Origin of the sequence: Luteibacter sahnii, from assembly GCF_034063545.1 — a bacterium.
Lineage (GTDB): Bacteria > Pseudomonadota > Gammaproteobacteria > Xanthomonadales > Rhodanobacteraceae > Luteibacter > Luteibacter sahnii.
The window spans coordinates 445,938-464,669 of record NZ_JAQLOK010000002.1; the positions used below are offsets into that span (position 1 = coordinate 445,938).

Consider the following 18,732-nt stretch of genomic DNA (forward strand, 5'->3'; position numbering starts at 1 on the left):
TTGCGCGCCGGCGCGGCCGGTGGCGCGGTGGATCAATGGGTAGGACGAAGGTCGAGCACGGTGCCGCGCGCGTCGACGCCGGCTCCGGAGAGAAGATAGACGATGGCCTCGGCGGCGGCGCTGGGCAGCGGCCTGTCGAGGGTGTTTTCGCCGTAGTAGGCGGCCCGGCGCAGGGCGGTGCGCATCGGCGGCGGCAGCAGCGCGTGCACGCGCATCGTACCCCGGGCGTTTTCGGCATGCAGCACGGCGGCCATGCGTTCGAGCGCGGCTTTCGACACGCCGTAGCCTCCCCAATGCGCCCGCGACACCCGCTCGGGATCGTCGAAAACAAAGACCACCGCGCTGTCGGAGGCCCGCCCGAGCAAGGGCATGCAGGCCTGGGTGAGCGCGAAAGGAGCCGACACGTTCACTTGCAAGGCGCGCAGCCAGTCGTCCGGCTTGTGCATCGCGATCGGCGTCAGCTCGTGGAAGTGCGCCGCGGCATGGACCACGCCATCGAGACGACCCAGCTCGGCCTCGATGCCATCGGCCAGGGCCGCGTAGTCGGTCGGCGTGGCGCTTTCGAGGTCGAGGGGATGGATGACCGGCTGGGGGCCGCCAAGCGCCACCAGCTCGTCGTAGAGCGCTTCCAACGCCCGCACCTTGCGCCCGGTGATGACCACCGTCGCCCCGCCGCGCACCAGCGCACGGACCGTCTCGCCGCCGAGGCCGCCAGTGGCGCCCGTGACGAGCACCACGCGGTCGGCCAGCACCCCCGGTGACGGCGCCCAGCGATCGGGCAACCGCATGGACGGCAACGCGCTCACGAATCGGCCTCGGCCACGTCGGCCGCCATCCGCTTGAGCTCACCGGCCGCGTGGAGGTCTTCGACGATATCGCACCCCCCGATGAATTCCCCCAGGAGGAACAACTGGGGGAACGTGGGCCAGTTGGAGTAATGCGGCAGGCCGGCCCGGATGCGGGGATCGGCCAGCACGTTCACGGCATGGAACGATGCCCCGGCCGCCTGGAGCGCCTTGACGGCCCGGTCGGAGAAGCCACAGGTGGGGTACGCCGTGGTGCCCTTCATGAAGAGCACGATCGGATGGGTCCCCACGATGGCCTTGATCTCGTCTACGACGTCCATAGGTCGGATTTCATCATTAGAATGCTGACAGTTGCGTAGTGTAACAGCGTGGGGCCCCCGGCCCCGTCGCGTCCCCTTTCCCCCAGCCACCGCTAAGGAGCCTGCCCATGGCGTTCGAACTGCCCCCGCTTCCCTACGAGAAGAATGCCCTCGAGCCGCACATCTCGGCCGAAACCCTGGAGTTCCACTACGGCAAACATCACCAGGCCTACGTGACGAACCTCAACAATCTCGCCAAGGGCACCGAATTCGAAGGCAAGAGCCTGGAAGACGTGGTGAAGTCCTCGTCGGGCGGCATCTTCAACAACGCCGCGCAGATCTGGAACCACACCTTCTACTGGCACTCGATGCGCCCGGCCTCGCAGCAGGCCGAACCGCCGGCCAAGCTGGCCGACGCGCTGACCAAGGCCTTCGGCTCGGTCGAGAAGTTCAAGGAAGAATTCAACAAGCAGGCCGCCGGCAATTTCGGCTCGGGCTGGACCTGGCTGGTGCAGCGTCCGGACGGGTCGCTGGCCATCGTCAACACCTCCAACGCCGCCACGCCGATCACCGGCAGCGACAAGCCGCTGTTCACCGCCGACGTGTGGGAGCATGCCTACTACATCGACTACCGCAACGCGCGTCCGAAGTACCTCGAGAACTTCTGGGCGATCGTCAACTGGGAGTTCGCGGCCAAGAACATGGCCTGAAGGCGACATCAAGGAAGCCGGGGCAACCCGGCTTCTTTTTTCACGCGACGAGCGTGATCCACTCGGCGGGGATGGTCCCCAGAAACGTCACTTCCCTGGTGGCACCGATGCTCGCGTGCAATGCGAAGTGCTTGGCGTCATCGACGGTCCGTCCATCGATCAGCAGGTGGGGCCACATGCGCCCGCCCTTGGCGCCGGGCACCGCCTCCCTCCATGGCACGACACGCATATACCGCATGTCGATCCGGTAAATCGATCGACCGCCGGCATAGCCACCGCACGCCTTGTCGGGATCGGCCGACACCCAGGGACCGCGGGGATTGGCCTGGATGATGTGCCGGTGCAGATCGAGCGCGTTCAACGATGCGCCGCTGTTTTCCTTGCCCAGCGCGTCCATCAGGGGGCCGTTGAAGGGACCCGTCGGCCTGAGGCGGATATGGCTGCCGAGCGCGGAGTCTGCCAGCGTCTTGACGCCGGCGAAGACCCGTACCAGTTCGCGAAGGTCGTCGACCGACATGAGGTCATAGCGAGGTACGAAGCCGTTTTTCAGGCTGTCCATCGAGCGGGTGTCGGCCCGATAGACGTAGTCCAGGCGGGGAGCGCCTGCCACGGCGGCCGGCCCCCTCACCATCGCGGGCGTTCCGGTCATGCCCTTCCCTCCGCGTACGTGCTCACGCCGAGGATGAGGTTTTTTTCCGTTCTCTTGCTCACTGGGATTCCTTTCGTCGATGTCATCGGAGCCGCCACGCGATGTCGTGGCAGCGCGCTTGACTATCGTACGAAGGACAAACCGTCGGAGGTATCGGTAAAACGCCGACGGCGGATCAGCCCAGGGCGAGTATCCCCGGCTCGACCTGCGCGACGCGACCGAGCCGTTCGCCGACCACGGTCAGGCGTTCACGCAAGCTCCCGGCATCCGGCGCGCATATCGTCGCGTGCCCCACCTTGCGTCCCGAACGCGGCGCCTTGCCGTAGTCGTGCCAATGGCCGTCGACGGCGGACAGTACCGGTGCGGGATCGGGCATCTCGCCGATCCAGTTGAGCATGGCGCTGGGGCCGCGCACACCGGTGTCGCCCAGCGGCATGCCCAGCACGGCGCGCACGTGGTTCTCGAACTGGCTGGTGTGCGCGCCTTCGATGGTCCAGTGACCGGAGTTGTGCACGCGAGGCGCCATCTCGTTGCCGAGCAGCCTGCCGCCCTGTACGAACAGTTCGAGGGCGAACACACCCACGTAGTCCATGGCCTCGGCGATCTTCTTCGCGTGGGCCCTGGCCGCGGTTTCCAGTTCGTCGGTACAGCCCGGCGCGGGCGCGAGGCTGAGCGACAGCACGCCGTCCACATGCCAGTTACGGGTGAGCGGCCAACTCCGGAACTCGCCGTCGCGGCCGCGCACGGCCACGACGGATACCTCGTAGTCGAACGGCACGAACGCTTCGAGAATCAGCCCGACGCGCGAAGCGGCGTCGCCCAATGCCTCCCAGGCGGCCTCGACGTCGGCCTCGGTCTTCAGGCGGAACTGGCCCTTGCCGTCGTAGCCCAGTCGGCGGGTCTTGAGCACGGCGGGGAGCCCGATGTGAGACACCGCCCGCCGGAGATCGTCGCGCGTGTCGACCGGCTCGAACGCGGGCGTGGCGAGACCGCACTCGCCGAACAGGGTCTTCTCGCTGAGGCGATCCTGGGCAAGGGCCAGGGCGCGCGGGTTGGGAAACACGTCGACCCGTCCGGCTAGGCGCTCGGCCGCGGCGGCGGGCACGTTCTCGAAATCGAAGGTGACCACGTCGACGCGGCGGGCGAACGTCGCCAGGGCGGCTTCGTCGTTCCAGTCGGCCACCACCAGTTCGGCGACCTGGCCGGCGCACGCATCGGCCTCGGTGTCGACCACCAGGCTGCGCACGCCCAGGGGGGCGGCGGACAGGGCGAGCATCCGGGCGAGTTGGCCGCCACCGAGAATGCCAAGGCAGGGAAGCGTTCGGTTCACGCGCGGGGATCCGGGTTGTCGAGGACGGTCTGTGTCTGCTCGGCGCGGAACGCGTCGAGCGCGGCGGCGATAGCGGGGTCGTGCAGGGCCAGCACCGAGGCGGCGAGCAGCGCCGCGTTGGTGGCGCCGGCACGGCCGATGGCGAGCGTACCGACCGGGATGCCGGCCGGCATCTGCGCGATCGAGAGAAGGGAATCCATGCCGTTCAGGGCCTTGGACTGCACCGGCACGCCAAACACCGGCAGCGGTGTCTTGGCGGCGATCATGCCCGGCAGGTGGGCGGCCCCGCCGGCACCGGCGATGATCACCTGGACGCCACGGTCGCGCGCGCTGGCTGCGTAGTCGAAAAGCAGGTCGGGCGTGCGATGGGCGGATACCACCCTCACCTCGTGCACCACGCCAAGGCGGGTCAGCATCGATGACGCGTGTTCCATCGTTTCCCAGTCCGAACGCGACCCCATCACCACGCCGACGCGGGGGGCGGTCGCCTCGTTGCCTTCAATCATGGCCGCGGCACCCAAAAGTCGCTATTGTAAGGGCATTCCCGTTTTACAGGTTGGCCCGCGCGGCCACGCCCCATGGACAAGCGCCTCATCGACATCCTCTGCTGCCCCGTCAGCAAACGCCCCGTGCGCCCGCTCACCGCCGGGGAGCGCGACAGCCTCAACGCCGCCATCCGTGCCGGCGGGGTCGCCACCGTGGCCGGCGAAAACGTGGCCCAACCGCTAACCGAAGGCCTCGTCACCACCGACGGCCAGGTCGTCTACCGGGTCGACGACGGCATCCCCGTCATGCTGCCCGAGGCAGGCATCGGCACCACCCAGTTGAACGGCTTTACGCCTGATACGGGTCGCGCGCAAAATCCGTGACGCACGTCACAATGAGATAACCCGACTCCCGCACAATGCATGACGGGCGGGGGCCTGTGAATCCAGAGATGCGCGATGACGAACGCGAGTGAGCCATCCAACGTGGTCGACCTGAGCCAGCGGCTCGATCCGCGCAGCGACCGCGTGGGCGCGCTTCTGGTAAGCGTCCGGGGGCTGGCTACCAAGCGCCTCCATGCGCTGGCAAGCAACATGTTCGAGAACATCGACGACGCGCTTTTCGACCTGGCCGAAAAGGCCGAGAACAACGCGGCGCAGACCCAGTTCTTCGATGGCATGCGCGAAGTGCGCAAGAAGCGCGCGATCGTCGAGCGCACCTTTCTTGGCCAGGTGGCCCGCGATCTGGCCGATTTCTCCGCCGGCCGCGCTCGCGCGCCGGAGGCCGAGACGGGCGCCCGGCCCCTGGCCAACATCGAACTCAGCCTGGTCGGTGAGAACGAGCTGGAAGAGTCCCTCGCCATCACCAGCATGGTCGGCAAGAACGAGCAACGGCTGGCGCGCGCTCTTTTCGCCGTCAACCAGCGACTCTCGGTGATCTGCGGCGGCGCGCGCATGGACGACGCGACCAATCCGGTCGGCCCCGCCTCGCTGGCCTCTGCGTTTCGCCAGGCGATGCGCGAGCTGCTGGTCGAGGTGAAGGTCAAGCTCATCATCTACAAGCTGTTCGACCGCTACGTGCTCGCGGGCGTGGACGAACTCTACGACGACATCAACAACGAACTGGCCGCGGCGGGCGTACTGCCCCAGCTGCGCCACGAGATATCCACGCGCCGCAGCGACGCACCGGCCCCTATCGGGCCCGTTGCCCCGGGCGCCTCGGCGCCCACCGCTCCTTCGCCCTCGGCCCCGGTGACCGATGCTGCGGCGGCCGAGTTCATGCAGTCGCTGCACACGCTGTTCAGTGCGCGGCGGGGGCCCGCCGCCGCCACGGCACCGCCGGGCCCGCTGCCCAGCGCGGCCGAACTGCTCGGCGCACTGACGCTCCTGCAAAGCCAGATCGCGCTGCCGAGCGTCGCGACGGCGCCGTTGGAATCCCCCGCGGACGTCACCCGCGACGTCGCCCAGCTCAAGGCCCAGCTACTGGCCCAGATCGGCCAGTTGCGGGGGCAGCAAACCGCGCACGTAACGGGCATCGACGAGGACACCATCGACCTCGTCGGCATGCTGTTCGAGTTCATCCTCGAAGACCACAACCTGCCGGCCGAGATGCAGGTGTTGCTCGCGCGCCTGCAGATTCCCTACCTCAAGGTCGCCCTGCTCGACCGCCGGATGTTCGCCCACGGTTCGCATCCGGCGCGCCAACTGCTCGATGCCCTGGCCGATGCGGCGAAGGGCTGGTCGGCGGACGCCGACCGCGACGGCAGGCTCTTCGACAAGGTGAAGTCGATCGTCGAGCGCCTGCTGCATGACTTCGACGATGACGTGGGCATCTTCGATCGCCTCGCCGTCGAACTGCAGGAGTTCCTCGACGTCAGCCGCAAGCGGGCCGAACTGGCCGAGCAGCGCGTGGCCGAATCGACCCGGGGGCGCGAAAAGCTCGAGCAAGCTCGCCGCCGCGCCGCCCAGGAGATCGTCGGCCGGATCGACGGGGCGTCGTTGCCACCGCTGATCCATGGCGTGCTCACCCGGGCCTGGGCGAACTACGTCGTACTCACCCTGCTGCGCCAGGGCGACGATTCGCACGAGTTCCGCGAGTCGCTCCGCTTCATCGACGAGTTCATCGCCAGCGCCCGCCCGACGCATGACGTCGAAAGCAGGCGAGCCCTGCGTACGCTGCTGCCGGGCATCGAGCGATCGCTCCGCCGCGGCCTCGCGTCGGTCGCGTTCCAGGAAGCCGACACCGAGCAGTTGCTTGCGCAACTGCTGGCTTACTACCGCTCGCAGCTGGGCGAATCGCCCGTGGCACCGGACGTCGTCACTGGCGACCTGCCGCTGCCGCAGGCCATCCAGGCCATCGAAGAGCCCGCGCCGCCCGAACCGGACGACGAGTTAGAGAATCTCGCCGACGAGGCCTTCGACGAAGCCTTCCTGGCGATGGTCCGCGAATTGAAGGTGGGCCAGTGGCTCGAATTCCTGGCCGACGACGGCACCAGCGAACGCGCGAAGCTGTCGTGGGTGAGCCCGATCAGCGGACGCTACCTCTTCGTCAACCGCCGCGGCCTCAAGGTGGCCGACCACAGCCAGGCGGCGCTCGCCCAGGCGTTTGCCCAAGGCAACGCGCGCGTGCTGGATTCGGCCCTGCTGTTCGACCGCGCGATGGACGCCATCGTCGGGAAGCTGCGCACCGATACATCCACCGGCTGAGCCCGACTACCGATGACCGACGCCGATCCACGTGACCTCGCCGCCGCGCTGCCGCCCGCCGAGGCGATCCTTGCCGACGTGCGTCGGGCGCTCGACGAGGACATCGGTCCCGGCGACGCCACCGCCGACATGCTCGACGCCTCGGCCCGGGCCACCGCTACCCTCACCTGCCGCGAAGATGCCGTGCTCAGCGGAACGCCCTGGTTCGACGCCTGTTTTCGGGCGCTGGACCCCGATGTCGGTATTCGCTGGCACGCGCGGGACGGCGAGCGTATCGCCGCCGGCTCGATCGTCTGCGACCTCCACGGCAAAGCGCGCGCGCTGGTGACGGCGGAGCGGTCGGCGCTCAACTTCCTTCAGTTGCTCTCCGGCACCGCGACCGTCACCGCCCGCTACGTCGATGCCATCGCCGGCACCGGCGCCCGCCTGCTCGACACGCGAAAGACGATTCCCGGTCTCCGCCTCGCCCAGAAATACGCCGTTCGCTGCGGCGGCGGGGTCAATCACCGCATCGGCCTTTTCGACGCGATGATGCTCAAGGAAAACCACATCATCGCCGCTGGCGGGATCCCCGGCGCCGTGGCGGCGGCACGCTCGATGCACCCCGCCCTGCCGCTGATCGTGGAGGTCGAAACGCTCTACGAATTGCACCAGGCCATCGATGCCGGCGCCGACCGCGCCCTGATCGACAACTTCACGCTGCCGATGATGCGTGAGGCGGTCACCTTGTCGGCGGGGCGCTTGCCGCTGGAAGTGTCAGGCAACGTGGAGATCGACACGATCCGCGCGATCGCCGAAACCGGTGTCAACTTCATCTCAAGTGGCGCGTTGACCAAGCACGTGCGGGCCATCGATCTTTCGCTGCGGCTCGATCTCTGACGAACCGTTCGGCGCTATTCCGGGGGCTTGCCCTGGGCATGCGTCGGCCACACACTCCGGACATGTCCTCTTTCACTGATCTTTTCTGGCTTTTCGTGCTCGGTGCCGGCATCGGCGCCTGGTACAAGCTCACCCGCGCACGGGAGATCGCGGCACGCGCCGCGACCGGCCTGTGCAAGCGGCATGGCCTGCAATTGCTCGATCAGTCGGTGGGCCTGCGCGCGATCCGTCTCCAGGGCGTCGACGGCGGACGAAGGCTGGAGCGATGCTACGGCTTCGACGTAAGCCACGACGGCACGTCGCGTCATGCGGCGCGCCTGTGGATGGCCGGCAACGAGATCGCGAGTTTTTCCCTACCCCTGTCCGGGGCGCCTGAGCTGGAAACCGTCGTGGCGACAGACCCGGGCGTGTACGGCGGCAACGTCGTGTCGCTGGCGGATCGTCGCCGCCTGAACTGAGGCGGCGACACCCGCGGATGCGGCGCAGGGCCTCACCCCACCGGTAGGCTTACTTGACGACGCGCAGATGCGGGGCGCCGCGCTTGGGCCGGTTTTCGTCGTCGCCGCCCGTGGCAGGCGCCTCACCGGAACCTTCGACGGCCTCCAGGCCGTTCGCCGCCGGCGCCGTGTCGCTTTCGTCCGCGGGAAACATCATGCCCTGGCCGTTTTCCTGCGCGTAGAGCGCGAGCACCGCCCCGAGGGGGATGACGATCGACTGACTCACGCCCGAAAAACGGGCCTGGAACGCGATGCGGTCGTTACCCAGATCGAGATTGGCAACCGCACGCATCGCAAGATTGAGCACGACCTGGCCATTCTTGATGACGTGCGGGGGCACCTTCACGCCCGGCTGGGCGGCGTCCACGAGCACGTAGGGGGTCAGGCCGTTGTCGCTGATCCAGTCGTAGATCGCGCGCAGGAGATAGGGCCGATTGGAAGTCATGCCCGAGCTTTCGTTGGTATCCATGAAACCGTCCTCGTCGTACCCGCCGGTCGGTCGGGAGTGCCCCACAGCCCCGGCAGGGCAAGGTCAGCAGACAGTTTAAGGGATACACGACGCCAGGGCTAACCCGGCGTGAAATCGAAGTCGGGACGCATCGCGCGCTCTTCGGCCGTGAGGCTGCGGGCGAAGCCCTGGCTGTGGAAGAGGCGCTCGCCGTAATCGACGATCGGCTTGCCGTCTTTGCCCAGGTCGACCCCAAGGTAAGGCAGGCGCCACACCACCGGTGCCACGAGGCAGTCGATCAGGCTCATTTCCGGATTCAGGAAAAACCGCGACGCCCTGAACAGGTCGACCGAGACCAACAGGTGCTCGCGCAGGCGCCTGCGGGCGCCCGCCGCGTCACGCCCGCCTTCCAGGATGGTCTCGATCTCGGGCAACCAGTCGTTCTCGATACGCCAGGTGGCCAGGCGCAGGCGCGCGCGCGAGAGCGGATCGATCGGCATCAACGGGGGATGCGGGTAACGCTCATCGAGGTATTCGACGACCACGGCCGTGTCATAGACCGTGAGGTCACGGTCGACCAGCGTCGGCAGCGTGCCGTACGGGTTGAGTTCGAGCAGGTCCGACGTGGGCTGGTCGGGCCGGAGGAGGATCCTGTCGTAGGCGACGCCCTTGGCCGCCAGCACGAGCCGCGTGCGATGGCTGTGGATATCGTCGGCGCTCGTGTAGAGCGTCAACGCCGTGCGCGAGCGTGCATTCTGGACCATCGTCTCGATCTCCCTCCCTGCCTGCCGGTATACAAAAGGGGCGACCCAGGGCCGCCCCCGCCAGGACGTCCATCAGTGACTGTCGTGGACGTCCTTCCAGTACTCGTGCTTGAGAAGGTACAGCAGGAAAGTCAGGCCCGCCAAGAACAGGATCACCCAGATGCCGACCGACCGACGCTCCAGCGCCGCCGGCTCCGCCGCGTATTCGAGAAAGGCCGTCAGGTCGCGGGTGGCACCACGGAACTGCTCCGGGGTCATCCGCCCGGGCTGGGCGATCGTAAGCTTCTCGACCGCGGCCTCTTCGCCCGGCTTGGCCGCCCCGTACACCGCCACCTGCAGGCCCTGCAACTCCCACAGCGGGTTAGGCATGGACGCGTTGGGGAAGACGGTATTGTTCCAGCCCACCGGGCGGGTCGGGTCGAGGTAGAACGCATTGAGGTAATTGAAGATGAAATCGACGCCCTTGGCACGGGCCTCGAGCGAGAGGTCGGGCGGCGCCTTGCCGAACCACGCCTTGGCCGAGGCCTCGGGCATGTGCGAGATCACCGGCTCGCCGAACTTGGCCCCGGTGAAGTTGAGGTTGGTCATCACCTCTTCTTCGGACAGGCCCAGGTCGGAGGCCATGCGCGAATAGCGCACGTATTTGAGCGAATGGCAGCCCACGCAGTAGTTGAAGAACAGCTTGGCGCCGCGCTGCAACGAAGCCTGGTCGGCGACGTTGGTGCCCGCCGACGGCAGCGATTCGCCTTCTTCGGCGAACGCCGGGGCGACGACGGCCGCAAGGCCGAGGGCGAGCGCGAGGGAGGAAAGATAGCGCTTAATCATGCATCGTCACCCGTTCCGGAACCGGCTTGGTCTTCTCGAAACCGAAGCGCGTGTAGATCCATACGAACACGAAGAAGCCGAAATAGCCCAGCACCATCAGGCGGCCGAAGGCGTTTTCCCAGGTCGTGACGTCGGCGCCCGGGAACCAGGCGGGGATCAGTTCCGAGGTGACGCCGGCGCCCACCATGCCCAGGGCGAGGAACGAGAACACGAGCACGCCCAGCGCGATGCGGAAACCCAGCCCGCGGAACCGTACCGAGCGCACTTCGCCCTTGTCGATCCACGGCAGCAGGGCCAGCAGGAGGATGGCGCCGAACATGCCGATCACGCCCCAGATCGCCGTGCCGAAGAACGACGGAATCATGCGCAGGATCGCGTAGAACGGCGTGAAGTACCACGACGGCTTGATGTGGCTGGGCGTCACGAGGTTGTTGGCGGGCGTGAAGTTGTCGTGCTCCAGGAACCAGCCGCCGAACGTGGGCGCAAAGAAAATGATGAAGGCGGCGATGGTGATGAAGAAGCCGACGCCGAAGAGATCCTTCACCGTGTAGTAGGGATGGAACGGGATGGCATCGATGGGCTTTTCTGGATTCCAGCGGTTGCCCTTGGGGCCATGCTTCACGTCCACGCCGTCCGGGTTATTCGAGCCGACTTCATGCAGCGCGAACAGGTGCAGCACCACGAGCAGCAAAAGCACCAGGGGCAGCGCAATCACGTGCAGGGCGAAGAAGCGGTTGAGCGTGGCGTCGGCAGGAAGGAAGTCGCCCATGATCCACTCGACCAGGGTGCTGCCGATGAACGGGATCGTGCCGAACAGCGAGATGATGACCTTCGCGCCCCAGAACGACATGTTGCCCCAGGGCAGCACGTAGCCCATGAACGCCTCGGCCATCAGCACGAGGAAGATCAGCATGCCGAGAATCCAGACCAGCTCGCGCGGTTTCTTGAACGAGCCGTACATGATGCCGCGGAACATATGCAGGAACACCACCACGAAGAACAGCGAGGCGCCGGTGGAGTGCATGTAGCGGATCAGCCAGCCCCACTCCACGTCGCGCATGATGTACTCGACCGAGTTGAAGGCTTCCGCCGCACTCGTCTTGTAGTTCATGGTGAGGAAGATGCCGGTCACGATCTGGTTGACCAGGACCAGGAGCGCCAGCGAGCCGAAGTAATACCAGAGGTTGAAGTTCTTCGGCGCGTAATACTCGGTCATGTGCTTGCGGTACGCCGGCATCAGGCCGGGCGCCCGCTCGTTGAACCAGTCGCCGATGCGGGAGAATGCGTTAGCCATCAGCCTGCCTCCTTCGGATCGACGCCGATCTGGATATGGCTGTCGTCGATGAAGTGGTACGGGGGGACCGCCAGGTTCTTCGGGGCGGGCACGCCGCTGAACACACGCCCGGCGAGGTCGTAGCGCGACTTATGGCAGGGGCAGAAGAAGCCGCCCTTCCAGTTGGCGTCGAAGGGCTCGGGCTTGATGTCGGGAACGAAGTCCGGAACGCAACCCAGGTGGGTGCACAGGCCGATGACGACGAGCCACTCAGGCTTGATGGAACGGGTCGGATTGGTGGCGTACTTGGGTTGCTGGCCGGTGTCCGACGAGGACGGGTCGAGCAACCGGGGATCCAGCCCCTTGAGCTGGGCCAGCTGATCCGTGGTGCGGTTGACGACGAAGACGGGAAGGCTGCGCCAGGCGAACGTCACTTTCTGGCCGGCCTCGATGGCGCTGATATCGACCGTGACCGGCGCCCCCGCCGCCTTCGCCCTCGCACTCGGCTCCCACGACTTGATGAAGGGGACGACTGCCGCTATCACCCCTGCCCCGCCGACGACAGCCGTCGTTGCGGTCAGGAAGCGACGGCGGCCGTGATCGACGACTTCTTCGTTCGCCATCAGGCTCTCCGGAACTCATGCCATTGAGGATGCGGACCCCATCGCCGGTTTACTGGAAATCGGCTTCCGCAAATCATGGCAGTGTAACGTCAGCATCAGCCACGTACAATAAAATGAACCGATCCCTGTCCCGCGCGCCGGAGAGGGCTGCCACCACCCGCCAGGATGCGGAAACCCGGGCGTCACACCCCCCTCCACCTCGCCCCGTCGGCAAGGCGGCGACGACAGGATCCTTCGTTTTTCGATGAAACACGCCGCCCGCACGCTCGCCTTCGTCGCCCGTTTCGTCGTGCTCGGCCTCGCCGTGGCCTTCGTCGTGGGCCTGCTATGGCCGCGGGCGGGCACCCTGTTGCGACAGCGACTGGGCACCGCGCCCACCGCCACCGCCCCCGTCGTCGAGGCCGCCCAGGCCCCCGTCTCCTACGCCGATGCCGTCGCCAAGGCGGCCCCGTCGGTGGTCAACATCTACGCGAACAAGCTCGTCACCGAGCAGCCCCGCGAGCTCTACTCCGACCCTGTGCTGCAACGGATCTTCGCCGTGCCGACCGGGCCGGTGCGCACCCGGCGCCAGCAGAACCTCGGCTCCGGGGTCATCGTCAGCGACGACGGCTACGTGCTCACCAACAACCATGTCATCGCCAGCGCCGACGACATCCAGCTACTGCTCTACGACGGCCGCGTCGCCAAGGCACGCGTGGTGGGTTCGGACGACGAAACCGACCTGGCGGTGCTGAAGGTGGATGCCGGCAACCTCCCGGCGATCCACATGACCGACGCCGGCAGCCGTCCGCGGGTGGGCGACGTGGTGCTCGCCATCGGCAACCCGTTCGGCATCGGCCAGACCGTGACCATGGGCATCGTCAGCGCTATCGGCCGACAGCTCAACCTGTCGAGCCTGGAGAACTTCATCCAGACCGATGCCGCGATCAATTTCGGCAATTCCGGCGGTGCGCTGGTCAACGCCCATGGCGAGCTGGTCGGCATCAATACCTCGCTCATCGGCCAGGCCGTGGGTGCCGAGGGCATCGGCTTCGCTATCCCCGTGCAGAGCGCACGCGACGTGCTCGAACAGATCATCCGGACCGGGCATGTCGTGCGCGGCTGGATCGGCGCCGACTACGGCGCCGTGCCCGTGTCGGCCGACAGCGGCCTGCCCTCGGCGGCACGGGGCGTGGTGGTCAACGATGTCTCGCCGGGCGGCCCCGCCGCCATCGCCGGCATCCAGCAACGCGACGTGCTGCTGCGCATCGGCAAGGAAGACATCCTCGATCCCTCCGACCTGCGGCGGCACGAAGCCTCGTTGAAGCCCGGCGTACCGGTCGAGGTTTCGGGACTGCGCTATGGCGCCCCGTTCAGCGTGTCGGTCACGCCCGTGCAGCGGCCGTCGAACGCCACCCTGCAGGCCCTGCGGACCACGCCCTAGCGCTCCGGCCCAGGCCGGACGGCCACCACGCGCCCGCGTTCAGCCGCCCCGGTCGGCCAGCGGCGTACGGCTCCGGCGCAGGCTCTCGCCATAGCGCTTGCGCAGGATGCCCACGCGCTCGACATAGACCTGCGTCTCGTCGTAAGGCGGCACCCCGTTGTATTTCTGCACGGCGCCAGGGCCGGCGTTGTAGGCCGCGGCGGCCAGGCGCTCGTTGCCGTTGAAGTTGCGCAGCAGAAGGGCCAGGTAACGCGCGCCACCCCGAATGTTCTGCTGGGCGTCGAAGGCGTCGGCCACTCCCATGTCCCGCGCGGTGCCCGGCACCAGCTGCATCAGGCCCTGTGCGCCGGCCACCGACAGGGCGCGCGGATTGAACGCGCTCTCGGCGTGGATTACCGCGCGAAGCAGGGCTTCGTCGACCCCGAATTCCGCGCTGGCCGCCTGGACCGCGTCCCCATAGGCGTTCAGGTTGAGCGCGACGCTGTTCCAGTCGATCTTCGAATGCACGTCGCAGGCGACGCACGTGGCGATATAGGTAAAGAGTGTCTTGATACTCTCGCCTTTCGCCGTGCCGCCGGGCGCCACGTTGGTGTACTCCACCCCGCCGTCGGCGCGGGTGATCCGATAGACAGCCCCACGCAAGACGCGCGAGCCCTTGGGCGCCTCGGGCGCGGGCACGCTCGCCAGATCCGTCGAGGCCGACTCACGGTAATCCCAGCCCCGCTTCACCGCTGTGGGCGGCACGTCGGCGGCCTGGCCCGGCACCCGGATGACCGAACCCACCACGCCCTCGAGCGAGGCCACGGGAACGGGAGCTGGGCTGGCAGGGGCGGGGGCCGCGGGGGCCGCCACGCGCGGGGGACGTTCGGGCTCGATACCGCCGATGCGCTTGCACTGGCGATACCCCGTCGTCGTCCCCGCGAACACGGTTTCACCGGTGCTGCCGATGCAGCGATAGAGCGCGCTCGACCAGCCCGGCACCGACCAGAACACCAGGCCGAGGACGCAGGCCAGCGCGGCCCCTTTCAGGACCGGCCCCATGGCGGAGACAGGGCACGCGGCTCGCCCCGTGCCCTCCCCTGTCGACACCTCGTCGCGCATGGCCGCCAGTGTGCCTCCAGCGCGTGCCCCAGCCAAGGCCCGCGCACGACGGCCTTCACGCAAGTCATTGATCCGTCGCCACCATGTGGCATCGAGGGGGCCTGCGGAGTAAACTGCGCGGTTCGGTAATCACCCACGAACCACGGTATCCAGCCCCATGAGCGGCAAGCTTTTCATCAAGACCCACGGCTGTCAGATGAACGAGTACGACTCGGCCAAGATGGCCGACGTGCTGCGCGCGTCGCACGGGCTGGAGCTCACCCAGGACGAAAACGAGGCCGACGTCATCCTGGTCAATACCTGCTCCATCCGCGAGAAGGCGCAGGAGAAGGTATTCAGCCAGCTCGGCAAGTGGCGCGAACACAAGAAGAACGGCAAGCCCGTGCTTATCGGCGTGGGCGGATGCGTGGCCTCGCAGGAGGGCGATGCCATCCTCAAGCGCGCGCCCTTCGTCGACCTGGTGTTCGGCCCGCAGACCCTCCACCGCCTGCCCGACATGATCGAAGCCAAGCGCGCGAGCGGCAAGCCGCAGGTGGACATCAGCTTCCCCGAGATCGAAAAGTTTGATCGCCTGCCAGAACCGCGTGCCGAGGGCCCCACGGCCTTCGTCTCGATCATGGAAGGCTGCTCGAAGTACTGCTCCTACTGCGTGGTGCCCTACACCCGCGGCGAGGAAATCAGCCGGCCCTTCGACGACGTGATCGTCGAAGTCGCCCAGCTGGCAGCCCAGGGCGTGCGCGAGGTCAACCTGCTCGGCCAGAACGTCAACGCCTACCGCGGCCCGATGCACGACGGCGGCATCGCCGACCTGGCTGTGCTGATCCACGCCATCGCGCAGATCGACGGCATCGGCCGCATCCGCTTCACCACCTCGCATCCGCTGGAGTTTTCCGACTCGCTGATCGAGGCGTACGCCAACGTGCCGCAGCTGGCCAACTACCTGCACCTGCCGGTGCAGGCCGGTTCCGACCGCATCCTGGCGGCGATGAAGCGGGGCTACACTGCGCTGGAGTTCAAGCAGAAGATCCGCAAGCTGCGCGCGGTGCGGCCGGACATCTGCATCTCGTCGGATTTCATCGTGGGCTTCCCCGGCGAAACCGACGACGACTTCGAGAAGACCATGAAGCTGATCGACGACGTCGGCTTCGACCAGAGCTTTTCCTTCATCTTCTCCTCGCGCCCGGGCACGCCCGCGGCCAACCTGCCCGACGACACCACCGGCGAGGCCAAGCACGCGCGCCTGTCGCGCCTGCAGGCCGTGCTCAACGACAACGCGCGCCGCATCAACGAAGCCATGGTCGGCACGGTGCAGCGCGTGCTGGTCGAGAAGCCCAGCCGCAAGAATCCCCACGAGATGACCGGACGCACCGAGAACATGCGCTATGTCAACTTCCCCGGTCATCCGCGGATGATCGGTCACTTCATCGACGTGACCATCACCGAGGCGATGGCCAATTCCCTTCGCGGCCGCGTCCATCTCGACGACGAGGTCGCGCTCGCCTCGTGAACGCCATGAGTCCGCTGTCCCAACGCGATTTCGCCCTCGACCCCGAAGACAACGCACGCCTTGCCAACCTGTGCGGCCCGCTGGACGAGCACATCCGCCAGATCGAGCTGCGCCTGGGCATCGAGATCGACCACCGCGGCAACCTGTTCCGCGTGATCGGCGACGAGCCGTCGGCCAAGGCCGGCGAGCACGTGCTGCGTGCGCTCTACACGGCCACGGAAACCGAGACCCTCAACGGGCAGGCGATCAACCTGCGCCTGGCCGACTCCGGCATCGACGCGCTGAACGCGCAGGCCGCCGAGTCGGCACAGGAAGTGGTCATCAAGGTCAAGCGCGGCGTCATCAAAGGCCGTGGTCCGAACCAGGCCCGCTACCTGCACGCGATCACCTCGCACGACATCAACTTCGGCGTCGGCCCGGCCGGCACCGGAAAGACCTACCTGGCCGTGGCCAGCGCCATCGAGGCGCTCGAGGCCAATCGCGTCCAGCGCGTGCTGCTGGTGCGACCGGCGGTGGAAGCCGGCGAGAAGCTCGGCTTCCTGCCCGGCGACCTCAGCCAGAAGATCGACCCTTACCTGCGCCCGCTCTACGATGCGCTCTACGAGATGGTCGGTTTCGAGAAAGTGGCCAAGCTCATCGAGCGCAACGTCATCGAGATCGCGCCGCTGGCGTACATGCGCGGGCGCACGCTCAACGATTCGTACGTCATCCTCGACGAGGCACAGAACACCACCGTCGAGCAGATGAAGATGTTCCTCACCCGCATCGGCTTCGGCTCGGTGGCAGTGATCACCGGCGACGTCTCCCAGGTCGACCTCCCCCGCAACGTCCGCTCGGGGCTGCGACACGCGATCGAGGTGCTGCGTGGCGTGGAGGGCATCAGTTTCACGTTCTTCACCTCGCGCGACGTGGTGCGCCATCCGCTGGTGGCGAAGATCGTGCGTGCCTACGAGGCCTTCGAGCAGAAACAGGACGACGCCCCGTGAGCGGGGTTGATGTCGCCGTGGGCTACGCGCTCGCCTCACGCAAGGGGGTGCCCGCGCCGGCGAGCTTTCGCCGCTGGGTCGAGTCCGCGCTCAAGGGCGCACGTCGCCGCAAGGCGAGCGAGGTGGCGATCCGCATCGTGGACGCCGACGAAGCTCAGGCGCTCAACCGGCAGTACCGTGGCCGCGACTACGCCACCAACGTGCTGTCCTTCCCCGCCGAACTGCCGCCGGGCATCGACCTGCCGCTGCTGGGTGACCTGGTCATCTGTGCGCCGGTGGTGAGTCGCGAGGCGTCCGAGCAGGGCAAGAAGACGGCCGACCACTGGGCCCACCTGACCGTGCACGGCACGCTTCACCTGCTCGGCTACGACCACGTCGACGAGACCGAGGCCGAGGCGATGGAGGCCCTGGAAACCCGCATCCTCGCCGGCCTGGGTATTGCCGATCCCTATCTGGCGTAGGAGCGGGAGCAGGCCGCCGCCTGAACCGTCATGAGAATTCCAGTAGACTGCCCTTTCCGCCCGTCCATGGGCCGAACACCAAAGAGTAATGAACGAGGACCCTGGTAGTACCAACGGCCCGGCTCACCGATCGTGGTGGGACAGACTGGGCCATCTGTTTTCCGGTGAGCCGCGCAACCGCGACGAACTGATCGAGGAGCTCCGCACCGCCCAGGTCAACGGGCTGCTCTCCAACGACACCCTCACCATGGTCGAGGGCGCGATCAAGGTCACCGAACTCAGCGTCGACGACGTCATGGTGCCGCGCGCTCAGATCGTCAGCCTCCCTGTCGAGGCGCCCCTGCACGACCTGCTCGCCACCGTGGTCGAGTCCGGCCACTCGCGCTTCCCCGTGCACGGCGAAGACAAGGACGAAGTGCTGGGCATCCTGCTGGCGAAAGACCTCCTGAAGTACTTCGGCAAGAATGAGGCCTTCGACCTGCGCGCCCTGCTGCGTCCCGCCGTGCTCATCCCCGAATCGATGCGACTCAACGTGCTGCTGGCGGAGTTCCGCCTCACGCGTAACCACATGGCGCTGGTGGTCGACGAATACGGCGGTGTGGCCGGCCTCATCACGATCGAAGACGTGCTCGAGCAGATCGTCGGCGAGATCGATGACGAACACGACGACGAGGAAGAACCGGTGCTCGTGCAGACGCTCGCCGACGGCGATTTCTCCGTCAGCGCGCTCACCCCGATCGCCGATTTCAACGACGTGGCCGGTGCACATTTCTCCGACGAGGAGTTCGACACGATCGGCGGCATGGTGACCTCCGAATTCGGTCACTTGCCCAGCGCGGGCGAGGAAATCGCCGTGGGCGGCTTCCTGTTTCGTGTCACCCTGGCCGACGATCGTCGCGTGCAGCAATTCCACGTCAGCCGCGCGCCAGGCGAAAGCTGATCCTCTCGTGGGCGCCGCCC

21 protein-coding genes are annotated in these 18,732 nt (G+C 67.0%); 10 read left to right on the forward strand and 11 right to left on the reverse strand.

What is annotated here, in order from left to right:
* Positions 1-32: 32 nt before the first annotated feature.
* Both PI246_RS07330 and grxD read right to left on the reverse strand, forming a co-directional pair.
* Positions 33-806 carry an SDR family NAD(P)-dependent oxidoreductase gene (locus PI246_RS07330; protein WP_320550628.1) on the reverse strand — a complete coding sequence of 258 codons (774 nt, stop codon included), beginning with the start codon at positions 804-806 and terminating at the stop codon, positions 33-35.
* Positions 803-1,126 carry a Grx4 family monothiol glutaredoxin gene (gene grxD, locus PI246_RS07335; protein WP_320550629.1) on the reverse strand — a complete coding sequence of 108 codons (324 nt, stop codon included), beginning with the start codon at positions 1,124-1,126 and terminating at the stop codon, positions 803-805. The genes PI246_RS07330 and grxD overlap by 4 nt, the downstream gene beginning before the upstream one ends.
* Positions 1,127-1,233: 107 nt before the next feature.
* On the opposite strand from grxD, the gene PI246_RS07340 reads away from it, so the two are divergent.
* Positions 1,234-1,815 carry a Fe-Mn family superoxide dismutase gene (locus tag PI246_RS07340; RefSeq protein WP_320550630.1) on the forward strand — a complete coding sequence of 194 codons (582 nt, stop codon included), beginning with the start codon at positions 1,234-1,236 and terminating at the stop codon, positions 1,813-1,815.
* Between the two features lie 40 nt (positions 1,816-1,855).
* On the opposite strand, the gene PI246_RS07345 is transcribed toward PI246_RS07340, so the two are convergent.
* From PI246_RS07345 to purE, 3 genes are all read right to left on the reverse strand, one after another.
* Complete coding sequence (locus PI246_RS07345; protein WP_320550631.1) at positions 1,856-2,464, reverse strand: hypothetical protein; 609 nt, start codon at positions 2,462-2,464, stop codon at positions 1,856-1,858.
* 175 nt (positions 2,465-2,639) lie between these two features.
* On the reverse strand, positions 2,640-3,794 hold the full coding sequence (locus tag PI246_RS07350; protein WP_320550632.1) for a 5-(carboxyamino)imidazole ribonucleotide synthase: 1,155 nt from the start codon (positions 3,792-3,794) through the stop codon (positions 2,640-2,642).
* Positions 3,791-4,300, reverse strand: a complete 510-nt coding sequence (gene purE / locus PI246_RS07355; protein WP_320550633.1) for a 5-(carboxyamino)imidazole ribonucleotide mutase — start codon at positions 4,298-4,300, stop codon at positions 3,791-3,793. Before purE ends, PI246_RS07350 begins: the two co-directional genes overlap by 4 nt.
* Before the next feature lie 72 nt (positions 4,301-4,372).
* Here purE and PI246_RS07360 point away from each other — a divergent pair, with 72 nt between their 5' ends.
* The 4 genes from PI246_RS07360 (at position 4,373) to PI246_RS07375 (ending at position 8,322) form a co-directional block, all read left to right on the forward strand.
* A complete protein-coding gene (locus PI246_RS07360; RefSeq protein WP_320550634.1) occupies positions 4,373-4,663 on the forward strand; it encodes a Trm112 family protein in 291 nt (96 codons plus the stop codon).
* 75 nt (positions 4,664-4,738) lie between these two features.
* Positions 4,739-6,985, forward strand: a complete 2,247-nt coding sequence (locus PI246_RS07365) for a DUF1631 domain-containing protein (RefSeq protein WP_320550635.1) — start codon at positions 4,739-4,741, stop codon at positions 6,983-6,985.
* 12 nt (positions 6,986-6,997) lie between these two features.
* Positions 6,998-7,864: a carboxylating nicotinate-nucleotide diphosphorylase gene (nadC, locus tag PI246_RS07370; protein WP_320550636.1), complete on the forward strand. Its 867-nt coding sequence runs from the start codon at positions 6,998-7,000 to the stop codon at positions 7,862-7,864.
* A gap of 62 nt (positions 7,865-7,926) precedes the next feature.
* Complete coding sequence (locus tag PI246_RS07375) at positions 7,927-8,322, forward strand: DUF3301 domain-containing protein (protein WP_320550637.1); 396 nt, start codon at positions 7,927-7,929, stop codon at positions 8,320-8,322.
* Positions 8,323-8,371: 49 nt separating this feature from the next.
* On the opposite strand, the gene PI246_RS07380 is transcribed toward PI246_RS07375, so the two are convergent.
* From PI246_RS07380 to petA, 5 genes are all read right to left on the reverse strand, one after another.
* Complete coding sequence (locus tag PI246_RS07380) at positions 8,372-8,806, reverse strand: ClpXP protease specificity-enhancing factor (protein WP_407069803.1); 435 nt, start codon at positions 8,804-8,806, stop codon at positions 8,372-8,374.
* A 122-nt stretch (positions 8,807-8,928) separates the two neighbouring features.
* A complete protein-coding gene (locus tag PI246_RS07385) occupies positions 8,929-9,573 on the reverse strand; it encodes a glutathione S-transferase N-terminal domain-containing protein (protein ID WP_320550639.1) in 645 nt (214 codons plus the stop codon).
* A 72-nt stretch (positions 9,574-9,645) separates the two neighbouring features.
* Positions 9,646-10,398, reverse strand: coding sequence for a cytochrome c1 (locus PI246_RS07390; RefSeq protein ID WP_407069790.1), 753 nt, complete (start codon positions 10,396-10,398; stop codon positions 9,646-9,648).
* Positions 10,391-11,692 carry a cytochrome b gene (locus PI246_RS07395; protein WP_320550640.1) on the reverse strand — a complete coding sequence of 434 codons (1,302 nt, stop codon included), beginning with the start codon at positions 11,690-11,692 and terminating at the stop codon, positions 10,391-10,393. The genes PI246_RS07390 and PI246_RS07395 overlap by 8 nt, the downstream gene beginning before the upstream one ends.
* Positions 11,692-12,294 (reverse strand): ubiquinol-cytochrome c reductase iron-sulfur subunit, encoded by a 603-nt coding sequence (gene petA / locus PI246_RS07400; protein WP_320550641.1) that lies wholly within the window; start codon positions 12,292-12,294, stop codon positions 11,692-11,694. Before petA ends, PI246_RS07395 begins: the two co-directional genes overlap by 1 nt.
* A gap of 244 nt (positions 12,295-12,538) precedes the next feature.
* Here petA and PI246_RS07405 point away from each other — a divergent pair, with 244 nt between their 5' ends.
* Positions 12,539-13,717: a S1C family serine protease gene (locus PI246_RS07405; protein WP_320550642.1), complete on the forward strand. Its 1,179-nt coding sequence runs from the start codon at positions 12,539-12,541 to the stop codon at positions 13,715-13,717.
* Between the two features lie 39 nt (positions 13,718-13,756).
* On the opposite strand, the gene PI246_RS07410 is transcribed toward PI246_RS07405, so the two are convergent.
* Positions 13,757-14,758, reverse strand: coding sequence for a lytic transglycosylase domain-containing protein (locus tag PI246_RS07410; RefSeq protein ID WP_320550643.1), 1,002 nt, complete (start codon positions 14,756-14,758; stop codon positions 13,757-13,759).
* A gap of 217 nt (positions 14,759-14,975) precedes the next feature.
* Between PI246_RS07410 and miaB the strand changes: the two genes are divergently transcribed.
* The 4 genes from miaB (at position 14,976) to PI246_RS07430 (ending at position 18,712) form a co-directional block, all read left to right on the forward strand.
* A complete protein-coding gene (gene miaB, locus PI246_RS07415) occupies positions 14,976-16,325 on the forward strand; it encodes a tRNA (N6-isopentenyl adenosine(37)-C2)-methylthiotransferase MiaB (protein ID WP_320550644.1) in 1,350 nt (449 codons plus the stop codon).
* 5 nt (positions 16,326-16,330) lie between these two features.
* Complete coding sequence (locus tag PI246_RS07420; protein WP_320550645.1) at positions 16,331-17,311, forward strand: PhoH family protein; 981 nt, start codon at positions 16,331-16,333, stop codon at positions 17,309-17,311.
* The gene (ybeY, locus tag PI246_RS07425) at positions 17,308-17,772 is read left to right on the forward strand and encodes an rRNA maturation RNase YbeY (protein ID WP_320550646.1); all 465 of its coding nucleotides are present in this window, start codon (positions 17,308-17,310) and stop codon (positions 17,770-17,772) included. The genes PI246_RS07420 and ybeY overlap by 4 nt, the downstream gene beginning before the upstream one ends.
* An 88-nt stretch (positions 17,773-17,860) precedes the next feature.
* Positions 17,861-18,712 (forward strand): HlyC/CorC family transporter, encoded by an 852-nt coding sequence (locus PI246_RS07430; protein WP_320550647.1) that lies wholly within the window; start codon positions 17,861-17,863, stop codon positions 18,710-18,712.
* Positions 18,713-18,732: the final 20 nt, after the last annotated feature.